Origin of the sequence: Bradyrhizobium sp. C-145, assembly GCF_023375135.1 — a bacterium.
In the GTDB taxonomy this organism is placed as follows: domain Bacteria; phylum Pseudomonadota; class Alphaproteobacteria; order Rhizobiales; family Xanthobacteraceae; genus Bradyrhizobium; species Bradyrhizobium zhanjiangense.
In genome coordinates, this window is the sequence record NZ_CP088150.1 from 4,158,209 (window position 1) to 4,179,869 (window position 21,661).

A 21,661-nucleotide genomic window follows, 5' to 3' on the forward strand; every position below is an offset into this window, starting at 1 on the left:
TAAGATATCAGAACATTTACAATAATACGAGGTGAACCGCGATGTCACACGCCCGCAGCGAATACGAGGATTTCAAGCGCTTGGCGCCCGACGTCTATGATGTGGTGCTGGCGCTCGGTCAGCTTGCCGCCAACGCCGGCCTCGACAAGCAACTCATCGAGCTCGTCAAGCTGCGCGCATCGCAGATCAACGGCTGTGCCTTCTGCCTGCAGCATCACGTCCTGCTGTCGGAATGGATCGGCGTTCCTGTCGACAAGCTCCATCTGGTTGCGGTCTGGCGCGAGGCGCCGATCTTTTCCGCGCGCGAGCGCGCGGCGCTGGCCTGGGCGGAGGCGTTGACGCTGCTCCCCGGTGGCGTCAGCGAGGAGGTCTATTCGGAGGCAACGCGCGAATTCTCCGAAACCGAGCTGACTTACCTGACCTCGGCGGTCGCCTCGATCAACGTCTGGAACCGGTTTGGTGCGGCCTATCGCTGGACGCCGGCCAAGCGGCCGACAGCCGCGACTGCTGCGGCATCCTGATCAAGCTGAGGGGAGGTCACGATGACAGCGATGAGTGTTTCCGCCGTGCAGCGTCCGACGCCCTCACGTTCGACGGCGCTCGCGGTCGTGGCAGGGCTTGCCTGCGCGCTTGCGATCGGCAAGGCGCTGCCGGTGACGATCGACAGTGTGTCAGGCGCGCTGGCGCCGCTCTGCGCCACCGCTGCGCAGAGTTCGCCGCTCGACAAGGTCGAGCCGATCGGCTCCTACGCGCTACCGAACGTCCCCGGCAAGCGCGTCACCATCGTGCGCGTATCCTACGGTCCGGGTGGTTTTTCGCGGCCGCATCGTCACGCAGGCTCGGTGACGGCCTACATCACCAAGGGCGAGATCCGCTCGCAGCTCGGCGGCGGCCCGGTCGAGACGTTCAGTGTCGGCCAGTCTTTCTTCGAGCCGCCGGGCTCGACGCATCTGGTATCCGCCAATGCCAGCGCAACCGAGCCGGCAGAGTTGATCGCGGTGTTCGTGGCGGATGAGGGTGCGCAGCTGACAACGTATTTGGAGTAGTGCCTCAACGTCGTCCCGGCCCCCCGCGCGCAATTGCGCGCTAGGCCGGGACGACACCGAATGTGTGGTGAGAGCAATCCGTTTGCACGAGTTGCTCAATTCTCCTCGCCGCTCGATCCCTCGCGCAGGTCCGGCTTGATCACGTCCTCGGGCAGCGTGTGTGCAACGGGCTGCGGAGCGCCTGCGATCTCCGGGCCGACCTCGCGGCCGCGGGCGCGGATCAGGCGCTCATAGGCCGAGACCAGCGTGATGTAGGGGCTGACCCAGATCCAGCCGTCGCGGGTGAACACCTGCACATCGAAGTGCAGGTGCATCGAGGTGCCGGCGGGATGGTCGAGATAGTTCGAGACCACGCCGATCTTCTCGCCTTCGCTGACGATGCGGCCGTTGACCAGGCCATCGGCGTTCATCGCCTGCGGGTTCATGTGCATGTAGCGGAAGCGGATGTGTTCGGTCCGGCTGTTGACTTGCAGCGTCGCTGCCTGGTCCTTGGCGTTGCGGATTACGATCGCGTCGCGCACGGCGACGACACCGCGCTGCTTGGGATCGCAGGGCTCGCGCCCTTCTCCGGGCGGCGGGCAATCGGCGGCGCGAATGTCCTCGCCCTGGTGGCCGTATCCGCCGGCGCACTGCCAGACCTCGAAGCTGCGGGACTCGCAGAAATTGTCGCGCCAGGGATAGACGGTCGGGTCGTCGCTCTTGTCACGCTTGCTGTAGGATTGCGAGCGTACGAAGGCCGGCGTCTTTTCGAGCGGAAAGCGGATCTGCGCATATGCCATCACGTCGGGATGGCCGCCTTGCTTGCGATAACCCGTATTCGGGATGATGTCGCCGCTCGGCCGATAGCTGAAATCCGGCGAACGCGCGGCAGGACGATCGAGGATGTTGGAGGCAACATCCATCAGAGGCCGCATCCGTTGCCCCCCGGCGACCCGCAGCGCCTTCAGGAAGCGTTCTGCGACCGGATAGGCTTCCTTGCAGGCGAGCCGCCGCGGTTTTGCGACGCTGTCGAGGCACTGGACCGACACCACATAGGCGACACCGAAACGCGTGAAGGCGTAACGCACATAGCCTTCCCTGATGAACCTGCGCAGGTCCGGATAAAGCGTTGTGAGAGGTTTGATCAGCTCGCCCTTGCCGCCTGAGGGATCGGCGATGTCATAGACGAGCGCCGATCCCGTGATCTGCACCTCGACCGGCCTTGCAAACACCCGGCTCGGCATGCCTTCGCCGGCGCCAGGTTCGAACGAGAAGGTCGCGCTGTAGCCGGCGGGACCGGCGTCGAACATGTCGACGGGATTGAAGTCAGCCTGGTAGCGCGACAGCGCTGTTGTAGCCGGCGCACCGTTGCGCTGCGCCTCGAGATACGCGGCGGCGTCGAACGGCAGCAGCACGGGCACGGGGCTGCGGGCGATACCGGTGAAGAATTGCGAGGAGATCGCGTTGAGCTGCACCAGCGCAGGCATCGCGCGCGGATCAAAGCGCGGCACCGAACGGCGGGGTGCGAAAATGAAATCGTCCGCGACGCGGGGACGAGTGGTGATCTCGGAGCGGAGTTGGTCCAGCGCTGCGCGCCAATCGACGCGCAGGGCCGTGAGCGAGGGGCTGCGGAATTCATCCGCAGCCAGCGGGGTGGCAATGAGGAGCGAAAGCGACGCCAGAAGTTGCGAGACGAAGCGGAAACCGTTCCCAACCACTGTCTCGCCCCCCGGCGGCACCTGTTGCGATCGATCTGTTCCCCGTTAGTCCTTGGCGCGCTCGGCGTAGGAGCCGTCTTCGGTCATCACCACGACGCGGGTGCCGACCGTGATGTGCGGCGGCACGGTGGTGCGCACGCCGTTGGAGAGCACCGCAGGCTTGTAGGAGGAGGAGGCGGTCTGGCCCTTGGTCACGGGCTCGGTGTCGACCACTTCCAGCGTCACGCGCTGCGGCAGCGCGATCGACACCGGGTTGGTGTCGTGCATGGACAGCTTGACCGTCATGCTCTCCTGAAGATACGCAGCGGCGTCGCCTACGACGTCCTTGGAGACCTGGACCTGGTCGTAGGTCTCCGGGTTCATGAAGTGGTAGCCGTCACCGTCCTCATAGAGGTAGGTGTAGTTGCGCTCTTCGATCGTGGCCTTTTCGACCTGGTCGGTGGTCTTGTAGCGCTCGGAGATCTTTACCCCGTCCGAGATTCGGCGCATTTCGATCTGGCTGACCGGGGTTCCCTTGCCGGGATGGATGTTCTCGGCGCTCACGACGACATAAAGCTTGCCGTCTTGCTCGATCACGTTGCCCTTGCGAATAGAACTGGCGATGACTCTCAAAGCTGTATTTCCTGCTTGCTTGGCCCGGCACCGGCCAGGACGTGGTCAAATCGATGGGGGACTTGGGGCCTCAAATCAGACCTCGGCGCCCGTTTCGGGCCGCAACATACTGATTTTGCCGTTGGATGCCAGCACTTTGCTGTTCCGAGGGGCGGTCGATTAATGACTGGGGACAAGCCGATTTCGCCGTTCTGGTCGCCCGAGCGGCACCTCGACCGGCGGCCGTTCCTCCAGGCCAGGGGGGCCATTACCGGGGCCCTACGGGGATTTTTCGCCGAGCAGGGCTTCGTCGAGGTCGAAACCTCCGTGCTCCAAGTCTCCCCTGGCAATGAGACCCATCTGCACGCCCCCAGGACCGAGATCATGCGGCCGGACGGCAGCCGGGCGAGCCGCTACCTGCGAACCTCGCCGGAGTTCGCCTGCAAGAAGCTGCTGGCGGCGGGTGAGACGCGGATTTTCGAGTTTGCCCGGGTGTTCCGGGACCGAGAGCGCGGCGACCTGCATCTACCCGAATTCACCATGCTGGAATGGTACCGGGCGGGTGCCCCCTATGACGCGATCATGGCGGATACCGTCGTCATCATCGCCCGCGCGGCGCAGGTGAGCGGCATAGGGACCTTTTCGTTCCGGGGCCGGACCGCCGATCCCTTCGCCGAGCCGGAGCTTGTGACTGTCGCGGGAGCCTTCGAGCAGTTCGCCGGCATCGACCTGCTGTCGACAATCTCGGGCGGCGAGGGTAACCGTGCCGCGCTTGCCGTGGCCGCCGGCGGGAAGGTCCGTGTGGCCGAGGATGACACCTGGTCTGACATCTTCAGTAAGGTTCTGGTCGAGCATGTCGAGCCGCAGCTGGGGCAGGGCCGTTTGACCATTCTGTTCGAATACCCATCTCCAGAGGCGGCGCTGGCACGGGTGAAGGCGGACGATCCCAGGGTCGCCGAGCGGTTCGAGGTGTATGCCTGCGGCGTCGAGCTCGCCAACGGTTTTGGCGAACTCACCGACGCCGAGGAGCAGCGCAAGCGCTTCACGGAATCGATGGCGGAGAAGCAGCGCCGCTACGGCGAGGCCTATCCTCTGGACGAGGACTTTCTGGCCGCAGTCGCCGCAATGCCGGAGGCGAGCGGCGTCGCGCTCGGTTTCGACCGGTTGGTCATGCTGGCGAGCGGCGCATCGCGAATTGATCAGGTGGTCTGGACACCGCCTGTAAATGAAACGCTAAGTGAGACATGAGGACGACAAATCTTGCACGCACCTTGCGCGAGTCGGCCGAGCTCGTCGCCGAAGGTCTGGCGCCCGCAGCGACGCTGCCGGCGCTCGAACGCGTTGCTGCGCGCTATGCGGTGGCGATCACGCCGGCGCTGGTCGAGTTGATCGACACCGCCGATCCCGAGGATCCCATCGCACGGCAGTTCGTTCCGACCGCAGCCGAGCTGGACGCGCAGCCGGGCGAAAACGCCGACCCGATCGGCGATCATCCTCACTCGCCGGTTCCCGGAATCGTGCATCGCTATCCCGATCGCGTGCTGTTCAAGCTCGTTCACGTCTGTGCGGTCTATTGCCGCTTCTGCTTCCGCCGCGAGATGGTCGGGCCCGGCAAGGAGAACGCACTCTCGGACAGCGCCTATCGTGCGGCGATCGACTACATCCGCGCGCATAGCGAAATCTGGGAGGTGATCCTGACCGGCGGCGATCCCCTGATGCTGTCGCCGCGCCGCATGAGCGAGATCATGGCCGATCTGGCCGCGATCGATCACGTCAAGATCATCCGTCTTCACAGCCGCGTGCCCGTGGCCGACCCCGCGCGCATCAGCGACGAGATGGTCGCCGCGCTCAAGGTCGACGGAGCGACCACCTGGGTCGCGTTGCATGCCAACCATGCGCGGGAACTGACCACTACGGCGCGTGCCGCCTGCGCGCGGCTCGTCGACGCGGGCATTCCCATGGTGAGCCAGTCCGTGCTTTTGCGCGGTGTCAACGACAGCGTCACCGCTTTGTCGGATTTGATGCGAGCTTTCGTCGAATGCCGGATCAAGCCCTATTACCTGCATCACGGCGATCTCGCGCCGGGCACTGCGCATCTGCGAACGACGCTAGCGCAGGGACAGGAGTTGATGCGGCAGTTGCGCGGGCGGGTGTCAGGGTTGTGTCAGCCTGACTATGTCATCGATATTCCCGGCGGCGCCGGCAAGTCGCCGGTCGGACCGAATTATGTGTCGGTGGCACAAAATACCGCAGGTGATGCGCGTGAAGCGGGAGCCGAAACGCGCTATCGTATCGTGGACTATTGCGGCGACGTTCATCTCTATCCGCCCGAAACCTGAGCGGTGTTGGAGCGTGCGCCGGTTGAGAATGGAGAGGCGGACATGAAAAAGATCATGGTGGCAGCATCGCTCGTGGTCTTGCTCGGGGGCGGGGCGGTTGCACAGACCGGCGGCTCCAAGGGATCGACATCGGGCGGCGCGACCCCTGGAACGGTGTTGCCGGCCCCCGTCGGTCACCGCCAGCCGCGCGCGGCCGACGTGCCGAGCGAGAAGAATCTGAGCAATCCGAACACTCCCGCGAACAAGGAAGACGCTGAGCTCGATCGCAAGATCAAGAGCATCTGCCGCGGCTGCTGATCTCTCTCACCTCTCCCCGCTGGGGAGAGGTGAGGAACTGAGCAAGCGACTGACACTTCGCCTCGTCACGCCGATCGTTCATGCAGCCCTGCGCGCTGAGTGTTGCGGCGGATCTCGACCGCATCGGCGAGCTGCTCGAGCACGGCCGCCGTCGTCGCCCAGTCGATACAGCCGTCGGTGATGCTCTGGCCGTAGGTGAGCGGCTTGCCGGGCACTACGTCCTGACGGCCGGCGACGAGATTGCTCTCGATCATCACGCCCATGATGCGGTTCTCGCCGCCTGAGATCTGGCCGGCAATATCGGTCATCACCAGCGGCTGGTTCTCCGGCTTCTTGCTCGAATTGGCGTGGCTCGCATCCACCATCACGAGCGGCGCGACGCCCGATTTGGTCAGCTCGTTACAAGCGGCCGCGACGCTTGCCGTGTCATAGTTCGGCTTGCTGCCGCCGCGCAGGATGATGTGGCAGTCCTCGTTGCCCGCGGTCGAAGCGATCGCCGAACGGCCGAGCTTGGTCACCGCCATGAAATGATGCGGATGCGAGGCCGACTTCACCGCGTCCGCTGCGATCCGCACGTTGCCGTCGGTGCCGTTCTTGAAGCCGACCGGACAGGATAGTCCCGACGCCAGCTCGCGATGGATCTGGCTCTCGGTCGTACGCGCGCCGATCGCAGCCCATGACACGAGGTCGGCGATGTATTGCGGCGTCGTCATGTCCAGGAATTCGGTGCCGGCGGGCAGGCCGAGATTGTTCACCGCCGACAGCACGTTGCGCGCCAGCCGCAGGCCCTTGTTGATGTCGAAGCTGCCGTCGAGATCGGGATCGTTGATCAGGCCCTTCCAGCCGACCGTGGTGCGCGGCTTCTCGAAATAGACCCGCATCACGATCTCGAGCTGGTCGGCGAGGTCCTCGCGCAAGTGTGCGAGGCGCTCGGCGTAGTCGAGCGCGGCCTTGGGATCATGCACCGAGCACGGGCCAACCACGACCAGCAGGCGGTCGTCCTGGCCGTTGAGGATCGCATGGATGGCGTTACGCGCCGCCATCACCACACGCGTCGCGGTGAGCGTGCGCGGGACTTCCCGCATCACCTCTTCCGGCGTGTTCAGCTCTTTCAGTTCGCGGATACGAAGATCGTCGGTCGTGCTCAGCACGGCGGGCTCCTGTCTGTGTTTAGAACCTGCCGGCCAACAAAAAAGCCGCCAGGTCTGGCGGCTTGTTCGGACGTTTGCTCCAATGTGTCAGATTGAGCGCGATCCTCCCGCCGCCAGCGAGCTGTCGTAGCTAAAGTACCAAAAATAGCTGGTGGCGACGGTGATCATGGCAGGCCATATAGCGCGCCGTTGGCGGGTTGTCACCCCCCAAACGGCACAAGACGCGACGAGGCGTCTCAAGTGTTGCTCTTGCGTGCCGCCAGGGCCATGCCGATCAGGGTGGCGCCGCCGAACAGCAGATTGATACCGACGAGGACGCCGATCGCCCATTCCGCCGAGCTCGGGAGGCCGGCGATCACCATGAAGGAGATCGCGATGTCGACGAAGCCCGCGATCAGGAGCCACGACCAGCGGCTGCTCAGCTCGCGGCGGTGCTCCAGCGCATACATGATGGTGGCGACGCCTTCGGCGAGAAAGTAGGCACCGAGCACGATGGTCAGCGTCAGCACCGCCTGGATCGGCCGGGCCAGCAGAATTCCGCCGGCGAGCACCGCCAGCGCGGCGGAGATCAGCGACCACCAGAAGCCGGGCGTGCTGCGCGCCCAGTAAGTCACGATCAATCCGCCGATGCCGCTGATCAGGAACATCCAGCCGAGGAAGATCGCCGTCGCAAGGCTCGCGAGCGGCGGCAGGATCAGCGCGGCAATGCCGAGTACGGCGAGCAGGATTCCTTCGAACAGAAAGGCCTTCCAATGCTCCTTGACTGCCTGGCTCATCGCGGACTGCATCCGTGAAAACTCCTCGGGCGATGTCATCGGCAGGCTCCAGAACGAGAGGGCTGGGCTCAATCTAGTATGCGCGCAGCGCGCTCGCCATCCCGCGGGCTCAACCGCCGCCGGGCGCCGATGAAAAACCTTCCGCGCTGGTGCGGATGCGGTTGCGGCCGAGAATGTAGATTGCGGTCGTGACAATCAGAAGTGCAAGACCGAGCAGGATCGAGACGAAGCCGATCGGGATCAGGGCCAGCGTCAGATTGCGCTCGGGATTGATCAGCCAGTGATGGATCGAGGTCAGCACGAAGGCAAGGCCGAGAAAGCCGATGCCGCCGCCGGCAAGCAGCAGCGCCCACATCCGGCGCAGCTGGCTGAGCCGCTCCCGCGCAATATCGGTCCGGGGCGCATGGTGGCGCGCGACCCGCCGGACCAGACGGATGGCGAAGGCGATCGAGCTGAAGCCGATCAACAGGCTCGCTGCGCCGAGCCACATCCGGAGCGTCGGGTCCAGATCCGGCATGCGCTGGAGGGTCAGCAGCGGGAAATCGAACGCCGAATGCAACGCGAGCGGGCCCGCGAAGATCAGCAGGCGGCTGGACAGGCGGGCCCAGTCGCGATTGTGGCGGTTGGCGCCCAGCGCCGTGCCAGCCCGAGCGATGGTGAGGTACGCGCCCGCGATGATGCCGAGCGCGCCATGGAAGGGCACGGTCAGCACGCTGCGCAGGGCGGCCAGCGAGCGCCACATCTCGGCATGCTGCACGAGGTAGGCGAGGTTCTCATAAGCGGCAAAGCCGAGGCCGACCGCGGCGCCATAGACCACCGTGTCCATCGGATTGGCGAAAGTCCGCCGCTTGGTCGAGGAGACCACTACGATGGCGATCACCTTGACGGCTTCCTCGGGCAGCGCGACGCCGAAGACCGAATGCATGGCGAGCGCGGCCCAGGGGTCGGCGGGCGCTGCGATCATCCTAGAGAAGGGGGCGCGGGCGAGGCCCAGCAGCGAAATACTGGCCGCGCCGAGCAGGAAGGCGGTCCAGACCTGGGCGGGCGGCCCTGGGCGCTCCTCGGCGGCAATAACGAGCCACAGCATCAGCAGCGCCGGGGCAATGGCGGCAGTTCCGATGACGGTGGGTAATGATTCAATCAGGTACATCGGCGCCGAAAATAGGTTCCCTTGATCCGCTAATCTACGTCCACCGATGCGACCATGTGTCATGAGCCTGCTGTCGCTTCGCTTAACAAGCGCGACAGCCGGCGTTCATAGGGGTGCCGCCGAACGTCAAAGACGTGCGCAATCAATTGCATGACAGAACCTGTTCGTCACCAATGGCAACAGTCGGGCGCCGTCATCTGGACTGATTGATAAGCCAGATCAAGGGAATGCGGAGGTTTCTTCGATTCACATGCACGCGTGGCCGCGAAGGCGACCATCGCCCCCGGCAACGGCGTTTCTCGCGTTCAGTGGGTGCTGAACGGCAGCGCGCCGGGGGCGATATCGAAGGCCCCGAGATGAAATTCCCCGCCGATGGGGGCGTCCGGCTCCGCCGGTTGCTCCAGCAGCGTGAACGCGGCCTGCGGATATTGCTTCCAGATCTCGAGATCGCCGGCGGTGATGGTGAGCCAGCCGAATGTGTACATGTAGCGTCCGGGCTCGGTGACCCGGCCGACCCTGTCCCAAGTGATCTTATCAACTGTGATCTTGTCGACTGCCATTCGGTCCCCCGATCGCAAGTCTGCAAAAGATGACATCAGGCGCGAGGCGCAGGCCATAAGCTGATCCCGCATTGGGGCCGCGATAGGGCAGCGATTTTTCTCAGGCCGACTGCAGCAAGGGCGTGCGGACAATCAGCCGGACGAGGTCGTCCCGGGACTGCTTCTCGGCGAATTTGACCGCAAAGCCGTGCTCGAACTTGCGGATCACGCGGCCGACGCAGGCGCCGACTGCAAGCGGGGTTCCGACCGGCGGATCGTACTCGCATGAGATCGCGACCCCGGCGGTGGAGACGTCGATGATGAAGCACGGATGGGTGCTGCCGTCGGCGAGCGTCAGGAACGTGTGTGAGACCTGCGGAACGAAACGCGCATCGCGCCGCAGCTCCTGGACGCTGGCGTCCTTCTGCTTCTTCTCGAGCCAGGTCAGCTTTTCAGACATCCAGGCGCGCCGCGCCCGCGTCATGTCGAGCTCCATCAGGAAGCCCGACTTCAGCGTCGCGCTGATCGTGCACTGGAATTCGCCGAAATCCTCGAAGTAGGAGGTGACGCGCTCGCCGACCTTGCCGACGACAGGCACGTCCACGATCATGCGGAAGGGTGAGACGCGCTTGGTCCGGCAGGCGAAGCTGCGGAGCTTGCCCTCGCAATCGTACCAGCGCGGCAGCGAGTAGCTGCCGCTCACGGTGACGTCCACTGCACGTTGCCTGAGGAACTCTGCGACGGACATGAAGTGCCAATGATGTTGGGGATTGCTTCCGTAGTTCCACGGTAGCAGTCAAATTCTAAGCAAATGATACCGGCACTCAGGAGCAGGGGTAAATTTCCGGTAAACGCGCGGTCCCGGCCTACGCGATAAGTCGCTGCGCAAATTCACAACGAAAAAGGGCGAGGTCGCGCACTCAGTGCGGAGCGCTATTTGACCTAGGGCTGGAACCTAATCCCGACATTAGGCGTTCGTTTTCGGGAATGAGCAGCGCCGTCGCCCCGGCGCAGCAAGCGCCGAGGCCGAGGTGTTGAGCTTGCGCGGGGAGAACGCTCATGAGACTTACCCTTTCAGTCATCAAGGCTGACATTGGCTCCGTCGGCGGACATACGAAGCCGTCGACACGCATGATGGCGGCCGTCGAGGGCGAGGTCGCCAAGGCGATCTGCAATGGCCTGTTGATCGATGGTTTTGTCTGCCACACCGGCGACGACATTGCGATCATCATGACGCACACACGGGGCGAGGGGAGCTCCGAGATCCATCAATTCGCCTGGAAGGCGTTTCTTGCGGCCACTTCGGTTGCGAAGACTTCCGGTCTCTACGGCGCCGGCCAGGATCTTCTCGCAGATGCACCTTCAGGAAACATTCGCGGTGCCGGGCCGGGCGTCGCCGAGCTTAGCTTCGACCACAGCCTCTCGAGTCCGAGACCCGCGGAGTCCTTCATGGTGTTCGCCGCCGACAAGTGCGGCCCCGGCGCCTACAACCTGCCGCTCTACCTCGCCTTCGCCGATCCCATGTATTGCGCTGGGCTGATGCTGCCGCCGATGATCAGGGGCTTCCGTTTCCATGTCATCGACATGGATCACACCGCTGGCGACAGCGTGATCGAACTCGACGCGCCCGCGGACAATTACCACATTGCCGCGCTGCTTCGCGACAACGAGCGCTTTGGCATTGATCGCATCGTTTCTCAAACCTATGGCGAGGTTGCCGCCGCCGTGTCGGCGCAGCGTCTTCACGCGATCGCAGGCAAGTACACCGGCAAGGATGATCCGGTCGCGATCATCAGGAACCAGGGAATTTTTCCCGCGCCCGAGGAAATCGTCTCTCCCTTCGCCAAGGCACACTTCGTAGGTGGCGATGCGCGCGGCTCGCATGTGATGCCGCTGATGCCCGTCCCGATCAATACACCGGTGACTGGCATGTACTGCCTGCCGATCGTTTCCTGCGTCGGTTTTTCGATCGACAAGGAAGGCCGCTTTTCCGAGTCCTATACCGATTTCTTCGACAATCCGGCGTGGGACGAGGTACGCCGGCGCGCGCAAAGCAAGGCAATCGAGATGCGCAGCCAAGGCTGGTCCGGCGCTGCAATGCTGCCCTATTCCGAATTGGAGTATGGCGGCTTCCGCGACACCGTATCCGCACTCCTGAAGCGTTTCCGCCTGCGCGAGGAGCGCAAGCCGGAAGCGGCCGCGTAGAGAACGTGTGACGCAGGCGCTATTGCGACATGCCATACTGGGAGGTGGGGCGTGACGAGGAAACGCATCGGCATTCTCACCGGCGGCGGCGACGTCCCCGGTCTCAACGCAATCATCAAGACGGTGACCTATCGCGGGACCGAGGACGACATCGAGGTCATCGGTCTCCGCCGCGGTTGGGAGGCCCTCACGCACCTGAACCTCGACGACCCCGCCAGCAAATCCCACTACCTCATCCCACTCAACCGCGAAAACACGCGCATCATCGATCGACGCGGCGGCACCGTGCTGCACTCGAGCCGCACCAATCCCTCCAAGATGAAAAAGCTGCCCGATCATCTGGCTGGCCAAGACCTTCCAATGTCGGAGAGTACCAAGGGCGGCGTCGCAACCAAGAGCTGGGACGTCACCAGCCGGGTACTGGCGAACTTATCGGGGCTCGGCATCGAACACCTCATCGCCATCGGTGGTGACGACACGCTAAGTTATGCGGACAAGCTCAGCGGGCTCGGCGTGAAGATCATCGCCATCCCGAAGACGATGGACAACGACGTCCGCAACACCGAATATTGCATCGGCTTCTCGACCGCGATCACCCGCGCCAGCGATGCCGTCCAGCGCCAGCGCACCACTATCGGCTCACACGAGCGAATTGGCATTTTCCGCATCTTTGGCCGCGATGCCGGATTTACGGCACTCTACACGGCGTACGCGACCTCGATCCGATGCGTGATCCCGGAGTACAAAGTCAATCTCGACAAGCTGATCCGTTTGCTGCTCGAGGAGAAACGCGCCAACCCAAGCAACTACGCGCTGATCGTGCTGAGCGAAGGCGCCCAGTGGGAGGGCTACAAGATGCAGGAATACGGCGAACCGGACGCCTACGGTCACCGCAAAAGGACGAACGTGGCCGAAGCCCTTGCCGATGAGATCAAGGGGCGCGCCGGCGAGGAGACCATCGTCTCTGATCTCACTTACGATCTGCGATCGGGCGATCCTGACTTCATCGACAAGCTCGTCGCCCTGACTTTTGGCAACATGGCCTATGATGCCATTCTGGAAGGCAAGTCCGGCCTCATGTCAGCGCTGGTCGAGGGGCGCTATGACCTTGTGCCTATCCCTGACGCCAAGCTCGGGCCGCGCAAACTGGACGTCGCCAGTACATACAACACGGAGCGGTACCGTCCTCTCTATTCCAACAAGCGGGGGCTGCCGATCTTCCTCAACCGCGCGTCTTGAGCGGGATAGTGGTTTGCCAATCGCGCAAAAAGCGAAACCAAATCAAAGATATCTTGGAAATGTGGCGCTCCCTAGCGGAATCGAACCGCTCTCTCCACCGTGAAAGGGTGGCGTCCTAACCGATAGACGAAGGGAGCAAACGCAGGGCCCCGCCGCTTTCCGCGGCACGGCCGCTGGCCGGCCGAACAGTGCCCGGCGGCTTGCAGCGGCGAACGTATAGTGGCCTTTGCGCTCCCGGGCAAGCCGTTCGGGAACGGTCTTTTGCCCGCGGTGGACAAGCGTCGGCCCCGGAATCATCCGGGGGCGAATTCAACGGTTTCTTAGGGTTCCCTGGGTAGCGCTGGAGTAGGAGATTTTCCTATGCCACCGCCCAAGAAGCGCGCAGAGCGCAAGCTGCTGTCGCGGCACGCCTGGATCACCCTCGACGGCGGATTCGCGGCGCGGCATTGCCTTGTCCAGGACATCTCGGCGACGGGCGCGAAGATCACGATGGACGAGGATGCGAGCCAGCTTCCTGGCGTGATCCGGATGGCTTTCGCTCGCGATGCGCGCACCGGGCGGAGCTGCCAGGTGGTCTGGCGCCGCGGCAAGTCGGCTGGCATCAAGTTCCTCTGACATCGCGGTGCCGACCCGGATGGCGCGCGCGGCCGGTCCGGGCTACAAGGCGGCCATGCGCACGCCGCTCCTCATCCTGATCTCGTTGCTGGCCACCTCCGCGACCGCGGCTGAGAGCCTGCGCCTGGCGCCCGCCGAACGGCCGCAAGCGGGCAAGGAGACCGGCAAGACGCTGCCGCTGAAGGGCACGGCCGGCACGGCGAAGGCAGGCTCCTGCGCCTCCTATGGCCCGCGCTTCGTCATGGTCGAGGGCACCGGGACCTGCGTCAAGATCGGCGGCTCGGTCAGCATCGACACCAGCATCCGGCGCTGAGGGCCATGGCGCCGGACCTGTTGCGGCTCGACATCCTCATCCCCGTGCTGATGTATGGCGCGCTGTTGTTGTGGGTCGGCCGCGGCCTGAGCTGGACCGCGCGGCTCGCTACCGCAGCGGTGACGCTGGCGCTGATCATCTGCGTGCTCCTGGTCGAGCGCGGGTGGCTCTAGAGCATTATCGGTTCTGATTGAATCAGAACCGAAGCTCTGGATTCTTGCTTTGACGCGTTTTCTTCACGCGAACCGGTATCCACTTCGCTCGAAAACGCTCTAGCACCACAACAAAATATGCGAAAACAACCCCATGCACAGTAGCCGTCAAGCGCCGCCATGACGCCGGACGGTTGCGCCACAACGGCGATTCCTCCCGCGATCATCGCGACTTACGCCGCGCCAGCGGTCACGACATCGGCGGTGCGACGAATTGTGCAAATCCTACCCGTTTGCCGAGCTCGGCGAGCCAGCGCGTGAGGTGCGGCTGCGCCGGCCGGCTGATGCCTTCGACGCCGAGCCAGCGCCGCGCATAGGAGCCGACCGCGATGTCGGCGAGCGTGAACGCATCGCCGTCGATGAAGCGGCGCGACGAGAGCAGGCGGTCGGCGATGGCCCAGACCTCGGCGGCGGCATCGGCATCGCGCTGCACCTGCAGCATGTCGCGCTCGGCGGGCGCGGTGCGCACGATGCCCCAGAACACCGGGCGATCGACGGGCTGCACTGTCGACAGCGTCCAGTCGAGCCAGCGGTCGACGCTGGCACGCTGCTTCGGCGCCTCGGGGTAGATCGGCGTGCCGCGCCCATGCGCGAGGCAGAGATAGCGCATGATCGAATTGGATTCCCACAGCACGAACTCGCCCTCGACCAGCGTCGGGATCCGCGCGTTGGGATTCATCGCCAGATACTCGGCCTCGCGGGTCTTGCCGTATTGCATGCCGGCGTCGATGCGCTCGTAAGCCAGGCCGAGCTCGGTGAGGCACCACAGCACCTTCTGCACGTTGACCGAGTTGGCGCGGCCCCAGATCGTCAGCTTGGTGTCAGGCATGAGGCGTCTCCCGCGGCGTTCTTCGGTGTCGTAGCCCGGATGGAGCGAAGCGCAATCCGGGGGCTTCGACCGCGGCGGTCCCGGATTACGCTGCGCTCCATCCGGGCTACAAGTCCACCTCGCGCGGTTGATAGCGGAATTCGCCTCATCGAGCGATGCGCGATTGTGCCGAGCCCCTCATGCAAAAAGCTCCGCCCGGGGCGGAGCCTTCATTGCAAATTCAACGCGACGCTCAGCGGCCGAAGAACAGCCACAACAGAATGATCACCGGGATCGGCACGCCAAGCAGCCACAGCAACAGCCCTCTCGCCATCGCATCCTCCTCCAATCGGCTTCGTTGCGAAGAGAACGGCCGGCGAGGGGCCTTGTTCCTGCCGAGCGCCTTACCAGTGGCCGGTATTCGGCATCGACGACCAGGGCTCCTGCGGCGGCTTCGGCTCGCCCTTCTGCAACAGCTCGATCGAGTGCAGGTCGGGCGAGCGGACGAAGGCCATGTTGCCGTCGCGCGGCGGCCGGTTGATGGTGACGCCGGCCTTCATCAGCTTCTCGCAGGTGGCGTAGATGTCGTCGACCTCATAGGCAAGATGGCCGAAGAAGCGATCCTCGCCGTATTTCTCCTCGTCCCAATTATAGGTGAGCTCGACCAGCGGCGCGCCGCGCGTTTGCGGCTGCTTCTTCAGCGCCTCGAGATCATCGGCCGAGCACAGGAACACCAGCGTGAAGCGCCCCTTGTCATTCTCGATCCGCCGCACCTCCTTCAAGCCCAGCGCATCCTGGTAAAACTTCAGCGCGACATCGAGATTGCGCACGCGCAGCATGGTGTGGAGGTATCGCATGTTTCTTATCCTTCTCAGAACGTTGTAGGAAGTTTCCGCCCGTTTCGACACGACGGGCATTAAATAGCAGCAAATTCAAACATGGTGCAGGGGTTCGCGTGACAATTGCGTGCCACCTGCCCTTTGCGCTCTCGATTGCGTGAGTGCTTCCTCATCTCAGGAGGCCATACAAATCGATTCCCCTTTCCATGGACGAACTCGCAACATTGAGAGACTAAGTCAGCTCGACTCCGCGTGCCGGCGCTCTTAGCTCAACAGGAAAGGCAAAGGGGTTTAAGTGGCCCTGCCGAGCCGAAGTGCGCCTCGGAATATCGTCAATTGAAGTCAGAACGCGAACCACGCCAGCACCGCGATGACAGGGAGAACGGCCATGCCGAAAAGCACCAGAGGTGCGGGCTCATCGCCTGCGCGATCCTCATGACGGCCTCCTCAAGGAAAGCCCCGCAGCGACGACGCCACGGGGCTTTCAGTGCCAACATGCAGAAGGAGCATGCCGGCACCGCTTGATCAATCGATTCCGACTTGTCGACCTGTTCCTATGGGACGCTGCGTCGAGACCCCGACGGTGCCTGTTGTTGCCAGTGTCTATTGGAGAGCCACTGACCTGACCCAGCCATCGGGTGGACGGGGTCTTCAATAGCGCCTCAGGCGGGGCGGCTAGGCCCCTTCTTCTTTTTCTTCTTGATGACCTTTGCTTGGGCCCTGAAGCCTGAGGCCAACGCCTTCAACTGCCGCGACACGAACTCGTCTGCGGTTTCCCGAGCCGCCCGCTCGGCTACCAGGGCCTGCTGCTTGATCTGTTTCGTCGGCTTCATTCCAAAGCCCTCCGCGCGTAAACGCAATTGGTTCTTGGGTGTTCCTCTTGCGGATAGACCCGATACTCTAGCGGCCGGACTCGCAGCTCGTAGGATGGGTAGAGCACTTGCGAAACCCATCATGTTTCGTCAGGCAACGAGGCCCTCGATGGGTTTCGCTTCGCTCTACCCATCCTACGAGCTCTGCCGGCTCACCAAAGTCTCGCTCTTGCGCCGTATCTCGGAGTTTTTTGTTGACCTCAATGTCAACCCCTCGGAAGTACGGTGACGGTGCACTCAATTGACAGGCGCCGCTAGCGTCGATCGAAGGCGCGGGGAGCAGGACATCTGGCGAATGAATTTGTGCACAGTCGCCGTAATACCAGATGATCTCACACACGACACAACGACAATTTCCTCGATCGCCTCGTCGCTGTAGCGGCTCACTGCGGTACGGTCATGAGTTCTAGCACGTGGCCGTCAGGGTCGCGAAAATAGACGCCGCGGCCGCCGTTCCAGTCGTTGAGCTTACCGTCGTCGAGGCTCCAGGGTGCGCTGCCATAGGCGAGATTCGCCTCGCGAATGCGGCCGAAGATGGCATCGAACTCGGCATCGCTGACGTGGAAGGCGTAGTGGTGGCTCTCGAACGCCTCGTCGTCGTCGAAGAGGAGCGTGAGCGTGTCGTTGATACGTACGGGCGCGAAATGGCCGTCTTTCGGATCGGCATGGAGGCCAAAAATGCGTGCAAAAAATTGCGCCGCTGCCCTCTTGTCGCGGGCAGGGACGATGGTGTGGTTGAGGGTGATAGTCATCGAAAGACCTCTCGCTATCTGCTGACCCCTACGCGCTCGGTCGGCCTGAGACGGCCTTATTCCTCGGGGGGTTGCAGACCCGACGACGTCAGCCATTCATCTATATGAGAAGCGGTTTCGAGCTGGCGCATTTTGCTTTCTAGAAGATCACGCTGTGGTCCTGGCTGCGTATTTTCCAGTTCCGCTATGATGCGGGCACGTTCCGCGTTCAGGTTGTCGTCAATGTGGGATTGTGAGTGTCTTCCCATGGCACTCTCCTTTCCCTGCGTGAATTGGGAGGGAGCGCAAACCGGCGTTCTCATCACCGATCAAAGCACAGCGCCGTGCGGTGATAGAACCAGTGTGCACCCGGAACCGGCGCGACGCCAGAACAAAAGTCGACCCAGCGAACGTCTGCTGGAGGTCACATGGGGACGTCGCCGCCATATTCGTCCTGGGCCCGTTCGCAACCCCGCAAGCCGACGTTAGGGCGTGGAAACAGCGGCAGCTGGAGTTACGGAGTTACGGTGACAGTGCACTCAATTCAGGCGCCGCTAGCGTTGATCGAAGGCGCGGGGGCGCAGGGCGTCTGGCGAATGAATTTGATGCACTGTCACCGAAATTCTGCCCTTCCTCCGTGCTCAACTCGTGACGTTTCACCGCGCCCGGCGCACGCCATCTTGAGATAGACTGGAGCACCTTAGCGCTGAATACCAAAGCCGGGAGGAGCCCATGGACATCGGGACCTGGCTATGTGGTCTGGGGCTGGGACAGTACGAACAGGCGTTCCGGGAGAACGACATCGATGCCGGGGTCCTCATGCACCTCACGGCCGAGGATCTGGTCGGGCTCGGGATCGTCTCGATCGGCCATCGCCGCAAGCTGCTTGCCGCCATTGCTGCACTGCGCGCCGGCTCAATGTCGGCAACCACCCCTGTTACGGCCGTACCCACCGTCACCTCCGGCAGCGCTGCGCTTGCACCGGAGGCTGAGCGCCGCCAGCTCACCGTGATGTTTGTCGACCTGGTCGACTCGACCGCGCTCGCGGCGCGGCTCGATCCGGAGGAAATGGCGCAAGTCCTGCGGTCCTATCAGAGTGCAGTGGCGGGCGCGATCGCGCGGTTCGAAGGGCACGTGGCGAAGTACATGGGCGATGGCGTGCTGGCCTATTTCGGCTATCCGCGCGCCCATGAGGATGAGGCCGAACGCGCGGTGCGCGCCGGCCTCGCGGCTGTCGCGGCGGTACACAGCCTGGCATCGGCGGATGGCGACACGCTGGCGGCCCGTGTGGGCATTGCGACCGGTCCGGTGGTTGTCGGCGAGTTGATCGGCGAAGGTGCGGCGCGCGAGGAGACCGTGGTCGGTGACACGCCGAACCTCGCCGCGCGCCTGCAGACAATGGCCGCGCCCGGCACTGTGGTGATTTCCGCCCGCACCCGGGAGCTCATCGGCGGACTGTTCGAGCTTACCGAGCTCGGCATGCAGATCTTGAAAGGCTTTCCCGTTCCGGTGCGGCCCTGGCGCGTGGTCGGGGAAGGCGCCGCCGAGAGCCGGTTCGAGGCGTTGCACGGGGCTGGCCTGACGCCGCTGGTCGGTCGCGACCATGAGATCGGCCTGTTGCTCGAGCACTGGGAGCGGGCCAAGGAGGGAGATGGCCAGGTGGTTCTGCTCGGGGGCGAGCCTGGCATCGGCAAGTCGCGCCTTCTGCGGGCGCTGCGCGGGCGACTTGAGAATGAGCCGCATACGGCCCTGAGCCACTACTGCTCACCGCACCATCAGACCAGCCCGCTCTATCCTGTGATCGGGCATCTGGAGCGGGCGGCGGGCTTTGCTGCGGACGATCCCGCTGCAACGCGGCTCGACAAGCTCGAGGCGCTGCTCGCGCTATCGACCGAACATGTCGCCGCGGTGGCTCCGCTGCTCGCGGCATTGCTGTCGCTCGAGACGGATGCGCGCTACCCGCCGCTCGACATGAGCCCGCATCGGCAGAAGGAGCGGACGCTCGAGGCGTTGGTCGATCAGGTCCTGGGGCTTGCGACGCGCCGGCCCGTCCTCGCCTTGTTTGAGGATGTGCACTGGGCAGATCCGACCTCGCTCGAGCTGCTCGATCTGCTGGTCGACCGGGTGCAAGGCGCCCCCGTGCTCGTCCTCATCACCTTCCGGCCCGAGTTCGTGCGGCGCTGGACGCGCTATGCCCATGTGACCCCGCTGACCCTCAGCCGGTTGAGCCGCCGGCAGGGCGCGGCAATGGTCGCGCGGCTGAGCGGCGGCAAGGCGCTGCCGCCTGCGGTGCTCGACCAGATCGTCGCGAAGACCGACGGCGTGCCGCTGTTCGTCGAGGAGCTGACGCGGACTGTGCTGGAGACCAATCTGCTGCGCGATGAGGGCGACCATTACGCGCTCGCGGGGCCGCTGCCGCCCATGGCAATCCCAACCACACTCCAGGAATCGCTGTTGGCCCGGCTTGACCGGCTGGCCCCCGCCCGTGAGGTGGCGCAGGTCGCGGCCGCGATCGGGCGGGAATTCTCTTATGAACTGCTCGCGAGGACGGCGCAGTTGCCGGAGAGCGACCTGCAGGCGGGGTTGGATGACCTCGTCGATTCGGGCCTCGTGTTCCGGCGCGGGACGCCGCCGCAGGCAACCTACAGCTTCAAGCATGCGCTCGTGCAGGACGCCGCCTATGCGACCCTGGTGCGCGTCAAGCGACAGCGCCTGCACGCCCGCATCGCCGCCGCGATCGAGCAGCATTTTCCGGAGACTATGCAGGCGCAGCCCGAACTTGTGGCCCACCACTACACGGAGGGAGGACTGACCGAGCCGGCGACCGAGTATTGGTTGAAGGCGGGACAACGAGCCATCGCCCGATCGGCTATGGCTGAAGCGCTTGCGCAGTTACGGAACGGATTGAATCTTGTCGCGGGGTTGCCCGAGGCCGATCGAAGGCGGCGCGAACTTGACCTGCAGGTTGCGTTGGGCGTCGCGCTGATGGCCACGCAAGGCTGGGCGTCGCCGGAAGCTGGACGGGCCAACGCCCGTGCCCGCGAGCTCTGCGAGCAGATCGGAGCCACCGCCCAGCTCTGGCCCGTGCTCTATGGTCAATGGGTGTTTCACGGCGTGCGCGCCGAGCACAACGCGGCGCGCGAGGTGGCAGACGAGTTTTTGCGCCGGGCGCAGAATCATCAGGAAACTTCCGCAACCATAGTTGCTCACCGCGTCAGCGGGACCGGTGCCCTGTGGCGCGGCGAGATCGCCGCTGCCCGCCTCCATCTGGAGCGGACGCTCGCGCTCTACGACCCAGAGCGGCATCGCTCGCTCGCCTTTTTCTACGTGCAGGATCCTCGGGTGGCGGCGCTGTCGGCGCTGTCATGGACGTTGTTGGCGCTGGGCTATCCGGAACAGGCCTTGGCACGGAGCCGCGAAGCGCTCGATGCCGCCAACGATCTCAATCACCTCAACACGCTGGCGTACGCTCTCCTGTTCGCGTGTCTCTTCGAGCAGTACCGCCGGGCGGGGCCCGAAGCCCGGAATCGAGCCGAGGCACTGGTTGAGCTCTCGACCGAGCAGGGTTTTCCGCATTTCCTCGCGCCTGCCATCGTGATCCGTGGATGGGCTCTGACCGAGTCAGGTGAGTTAGAGACAGGGCTGGCGCAGCTTCGGCAGGGCTTGCCGGCTTGGCGTGCCACCGGGGCAAATGTCTATGAACCGCATTTCCTCGGCCTCCAGGCCGAGGCGCTTGGCCGCTCCGGCGCAGTGGAGGAAGGCTTGGATTTGATTGCAAAGGCGCTCGACCGCGTGGAAGAAACCGGCGAGCGGTGGTTCGAGGCCGAACTCCATCGGATGATGGGCGAGCTGATGCTGAGGCTGCCGAGGCCCGATCCGATCGCCGCGGAAGCACGGCTCTGCCATGCCGCTGCAACCGCGCGCCGGCAAGGCGCCAAGCTCTGGGAACTGCGCGCAGCGACATCGCTCGCGCGACTTTGGATAGAACAGCGCCGGCGCAGCGAAGCTCACGACCTGCTCAGTCCGCTCTATGGCCAGTTCGCTGAGGGCTTTGAGACACTAGATCTTCGGGCTGCTAGAGCAGTACTTCAAGAGATCATTGTCAGCTCCGAGAAGAAGCCGATCCCAGGTCCCAGCAGTTGATTCTGCAACGAGCATCGCAGCTCCCAAGTCGGCCGCGCGGGAGACCGCGTCCTAGTAGATCGCCTGGCCCCACCCAACCTCAGCCAGAATTTCGGAAC

General features: G+C 64.0%; 23 protein-coding genes and 1 tRNA gene. 11 read left to right on the plus strand and 13 right to left on the minus strand.

Annotation, left to right across the window (positions count from 1 at the left end):
• The first annotated feature begins 41 nt into the window (after window positions 1-41).
• Window positions 42-521 carry a carboxymuconolactone decarboxylase family protein gene (locus LRP30_RS19315; protein ID WP_249761384.1) on the plus strand — a complete coding sequence of 160 codons (480 nt, stop codon included), beginning with the start codon at window positions 42-44 and terminating at the stop codon, window positions 519-521.
• A gap of 21 nt (window positions 522-542) precedes the next feature.
• Complete coding sequence (locus LRP30_RS19320) at window positions 543-1,046, plus strand: cupin domain-containing protein (RefSeq protein WP_249761385.1); 504 nt, start codon at window positions 543-545, stop codon at window positions 1,044-1,046.
• A gap of 95 nt (window positions 1,047-1,141) precedes the next feature.
• Here the strand turns inward: LRP30_RS19320 and LRP30_RS19325 are convergent, their stop codons facing one another.
• A complete protein-coding gene (locus tag LRP30_RS19325; RefSeq protein WP_249761386.1) occupies window positions 1,142-2,764 on the minus strand; it encodes a M23 family peptidase in 1,623 nt (540 codons plus the stop codon).
• Between the two features lie 24 nt (window positions 2,765-2,788).
• Window positions 2,789-3,355: an elongation factor P gene (efp, locus tag LRP30_RS19330; protein WP_028177546.1), complete on the minus strand. Its 567-nt coding sequence runs from the start codon at window positions 3,353-3,355 to the stop codon at window positions 2,789-2,791.
• Between the two features lie 162 nt (window positions 3,356-3,517).
• On the opposite strand from efp, the gene epmA reads away from it, so the two are divergent.
• The 3 genes from epmA to LRP30_RS19345 are packed head-to-tail and all read left to right on the plus strand — an operon-like array spanning window position 3,518 to window position 5,970.
• Complete coding sequence (gene epmA / locus LRP30_RS19335) at window positions 3,518-4,582, plus strand: EF-P lysine aminoacylase EpmA (RefSeq protein WP_249761387.1); 1,065 nt, start codon at window positions 3,518-3,520, stop codon at window positions 4,580-4,582.
• Complete coding sequence (locus LRP30_RS19340) at window positions 4,579-5,673, plus strand: lysine-2,3-aminomutase-like protein (protein WP_249761388.1); 1,095 nt, start codon at window positions 4,579-4,581, stop codon at window positions 5,671-5,673. The genes epmA and LRP30_RS19340 overlap by 4 nt, the downstream gene beginning before the upstream one ends.
• 42 nt (window positions 5,674-5,715) lie before the next feature.
• Window positions 5,716-5,970 (plus strand): hypothetical protein, encoded by a 255-nt coding sequence (locus LRP30_RS19345; RefSeq protein WP_128934044.1) that lies wholly within the window; start codon window positions 5,716-5,718, stop codon window positions 5,968-5,970.
• Between the two features lie 65 nt (window positions 5,971-6,035).
• On the opposite strand, the gene LRP30_RS19350 is transcribed toward LRP30_RS19345, so the two are convergent.
• From LRP30_RS19350 to LRP30_RS19370, 5 genes are all read right to left on the minus strand, one after another.
• Complete coding sequence (locus tag LRP30_RS19350) at window positions 6,036-7,121, minus strand: 3-deoxy-7-phosphoheptulonate synthase (protein WP_128942218.1); 1,086 nt, start codon at window positions 7,119-7,121, stop codon at window positions 6,036-6,038.
• Between the two features lie 236 nt (window positions 7,122-7,357).
• Entirely contained in the window at window positions 7,358-7,936 is a 579-nt protein-coding gene (locus LRP30_RS19355) for an HdeD family acid-resistance protein (protein ID WP_128934042.1), read from the minus strand.
• Between the two features lie 70 nt (window positions 7,937-8,006).
• Complete coding sequence (locus LRP30_RS19360) at window positions 8,007-9,047, minus strand: PrsW family glutamic-type intramembrane protease (RefSeq protein ID WP_128934041.1); 1,041 nt, start codon at window positions 9,045-9,047, stop codon at window positions 8,007-8,009.
• A 305-nt stretch (window positions 9,048-9,352) separates the two neighbouring features.
• Window positions 9,353-9,607, minus strand: a complete 255-nt coding sequence (locus LRP30_RS19365) for a hypothetical protein (protein WP_164939144.1) — start codon at window positions 9,605-9,607, stop codon at window positions 9,353-9,355.
• Window positions 9,608-9,707: 100 nt separating this feature from the next.
• Window positions 9,708-10,334, minus strand: coding sequence for a PilZ domain-containing protein (locus LRP30_RS19370; RefSeq protein WP_128943491.1), 627 nt, complete (start codon window positions 10,332-10,334; stop codon window positions 9,708-9,710).
• A gap of 311 nt (window positions 10,335-10,645) precedes the next feature.
• Between LRP30_RS19370 and LRP30_RS19375 the strand changes: the two genes are divergently transcribed.
• Window positions 10,646-11,791 carry a fructose-1,6-bisphosphatase gene (locus tag LRP30_RS19375; RefSeq protein ID WP_091887857.1) on the plus strand — a complete coding sequence of 382 codons (1,146 nt, stop codon included), beginning with the start codon at window positions 10,646-10,648 and terminating at the stop codon, window positions 11,789-11,791.
• 51 nt (window positions 11,792-11,842) lie between these two features.
• Complete coding sequence (locus LRP30_RS19380) at window positions 11,843-13,030, plus strand: 6-phosphofructokinase (protein ID WP_128942215.1); 1,188 nt, start codon at window positions 11,843-11,845, stop codon at window positions 13,028-13,030.
• A 62-nt stretch (window positions 13,031-13,092) separates the two neighbouring features.
• Here LRP30_RS19380 and LRP30_RS19385 read toward each other — a convergent pair.
• Window positions 13,093-13,167: transfer RNA gene (locus tag LRP30_RS19385), tRNA-Glu, on the minus strand.
• Between the two features lie 223 nt (window positions 13,168-13,390).
• Here LRP30_RS19385 and LRP30_RS19390 point away from each other — a divergent pair.
• The 3 genes from LRP30_RS19390 to LRP30_RS19400 are packed head-to-tail and all read left to right on the plus strand — an operon-like array spanning window position 13,391 to window position 14,131.
• Complete coding sequence (locus LRP30_RS19390) at window positions 13,391-13,645, plus strand: PilZ domain-containing protein (protein WP_091887851.1); 255 nt, start codon at window positions 13,391-13,393, stop codon at window positions 13,643-13,645.
• Window positions 13,646-13,700: 55 nt separating this feature from the next.
• The gene (locus LRP30_RS19395; protein ID WP_249761789.1) at window positions 13,701-13,958 is read left to right on the plus strand and encodes a hypothetical protein; all 258 of its coding nucleotides are present in this window, start codon (window positions 13,701-13,703) and stop codon (window positions 13,956-13,958) included.
• Window positions 13,959-13,963: 5 nt separating this feature from the next.
• Complete coding sequence (locus LRP30_RS19400) at window positions 13,964-14,131, plus strand: hypothetical protein (protein ID WP_091887849.1); 168 nt, start codon at window positions 13,964-13,966, stop codon at window positions 14,129-14,131.
• Between the two features lie 229 nt (window positions 14,132-14,360).
• Here the strand turns inward: LRP30_RS19400 and LRP30_RS19405 are convergent, their stop codons facing one another.
• From LRP30_RS19405 to LRP30_RS19425, 5 genes are all read right to left on the minus strand, one after another.
• On the minus strand, window positions 14,361-14,999 hold the full coding sequence (locus LRP30_RS19405) for a glutathione S-transferase (RefSeq protein ID WP_128942212.1): 639 nt from the start codon (window positions 14,997-14,999) through the stop codon (window positions 14,361-14,363).
• Window positions 15,000-15,382: 383 nt separating this feature from the next.
• The gene (locus LRP30_RS19410; RefSeq protein ID WP_249761389.1) at window positions 15,383-15,835 is read right to left on the minus strand and encodes a VOC family protein; all 453 of its coding nucleotides are present in this window, start codon (window positions 15,833-15,835) and stop codon (window positions 15,383-15,385) included.
• Between the two features lie 644 nt (window positions 15,836-16,479).
• Entirely contained in the window at window positions 16,480-16,650 is a 171-nt protein-coding gene (locus LRP30_RS19415) for a hypothetical protein (RefSeq protein ID WP_249761390.1), read from the minus strand.
• A 422-nt stretch (window positions 16,651-17,072) separates the two neighbouring features.
• A complete protein-coding gene (locus tag LRP30_RS19420; RefSeq protein ID WP_027576603.1) occupies window positions 17,073-17,441 on the minus strand; it encodes a VOC family protein in 369 nt (122 codons plus the stop codon).
• Window positions 17,442-17,497: 56 nt separating this feature from the next.
• Window positions 17,498-17,689 (minus strand): hypothetical protein, encoded by a 192-nt coding sequence (locus LRP30_RS19425; RefSeq protein ID WP_249761391.1) that lies wholly within the window; start codon window positions 17,687-17,689, stop codon window positions 17,498-17,500.
• A gap of 463 nt (window positions 17,690-18,152) precedes the next feature.
• Here LRP30_RS19425 and LRP30_RS19430 point away from each other — a divergent pair, with 463 nt between their 5' ends.
• On the plus strand, window positions 18,153-21,563 hold the full coding sequence (locus LRP30_RS19430) for an adenylate/guanylate cyclase domain-containing protein (protein WP_249761392.1): 3,411 nt from the start codon (window positions 18,153-18,155) through the stop codon (window positions 21,561-21,563).
• Window positions 21,564-21,661 lie beyond the last annotated feature (98 nt).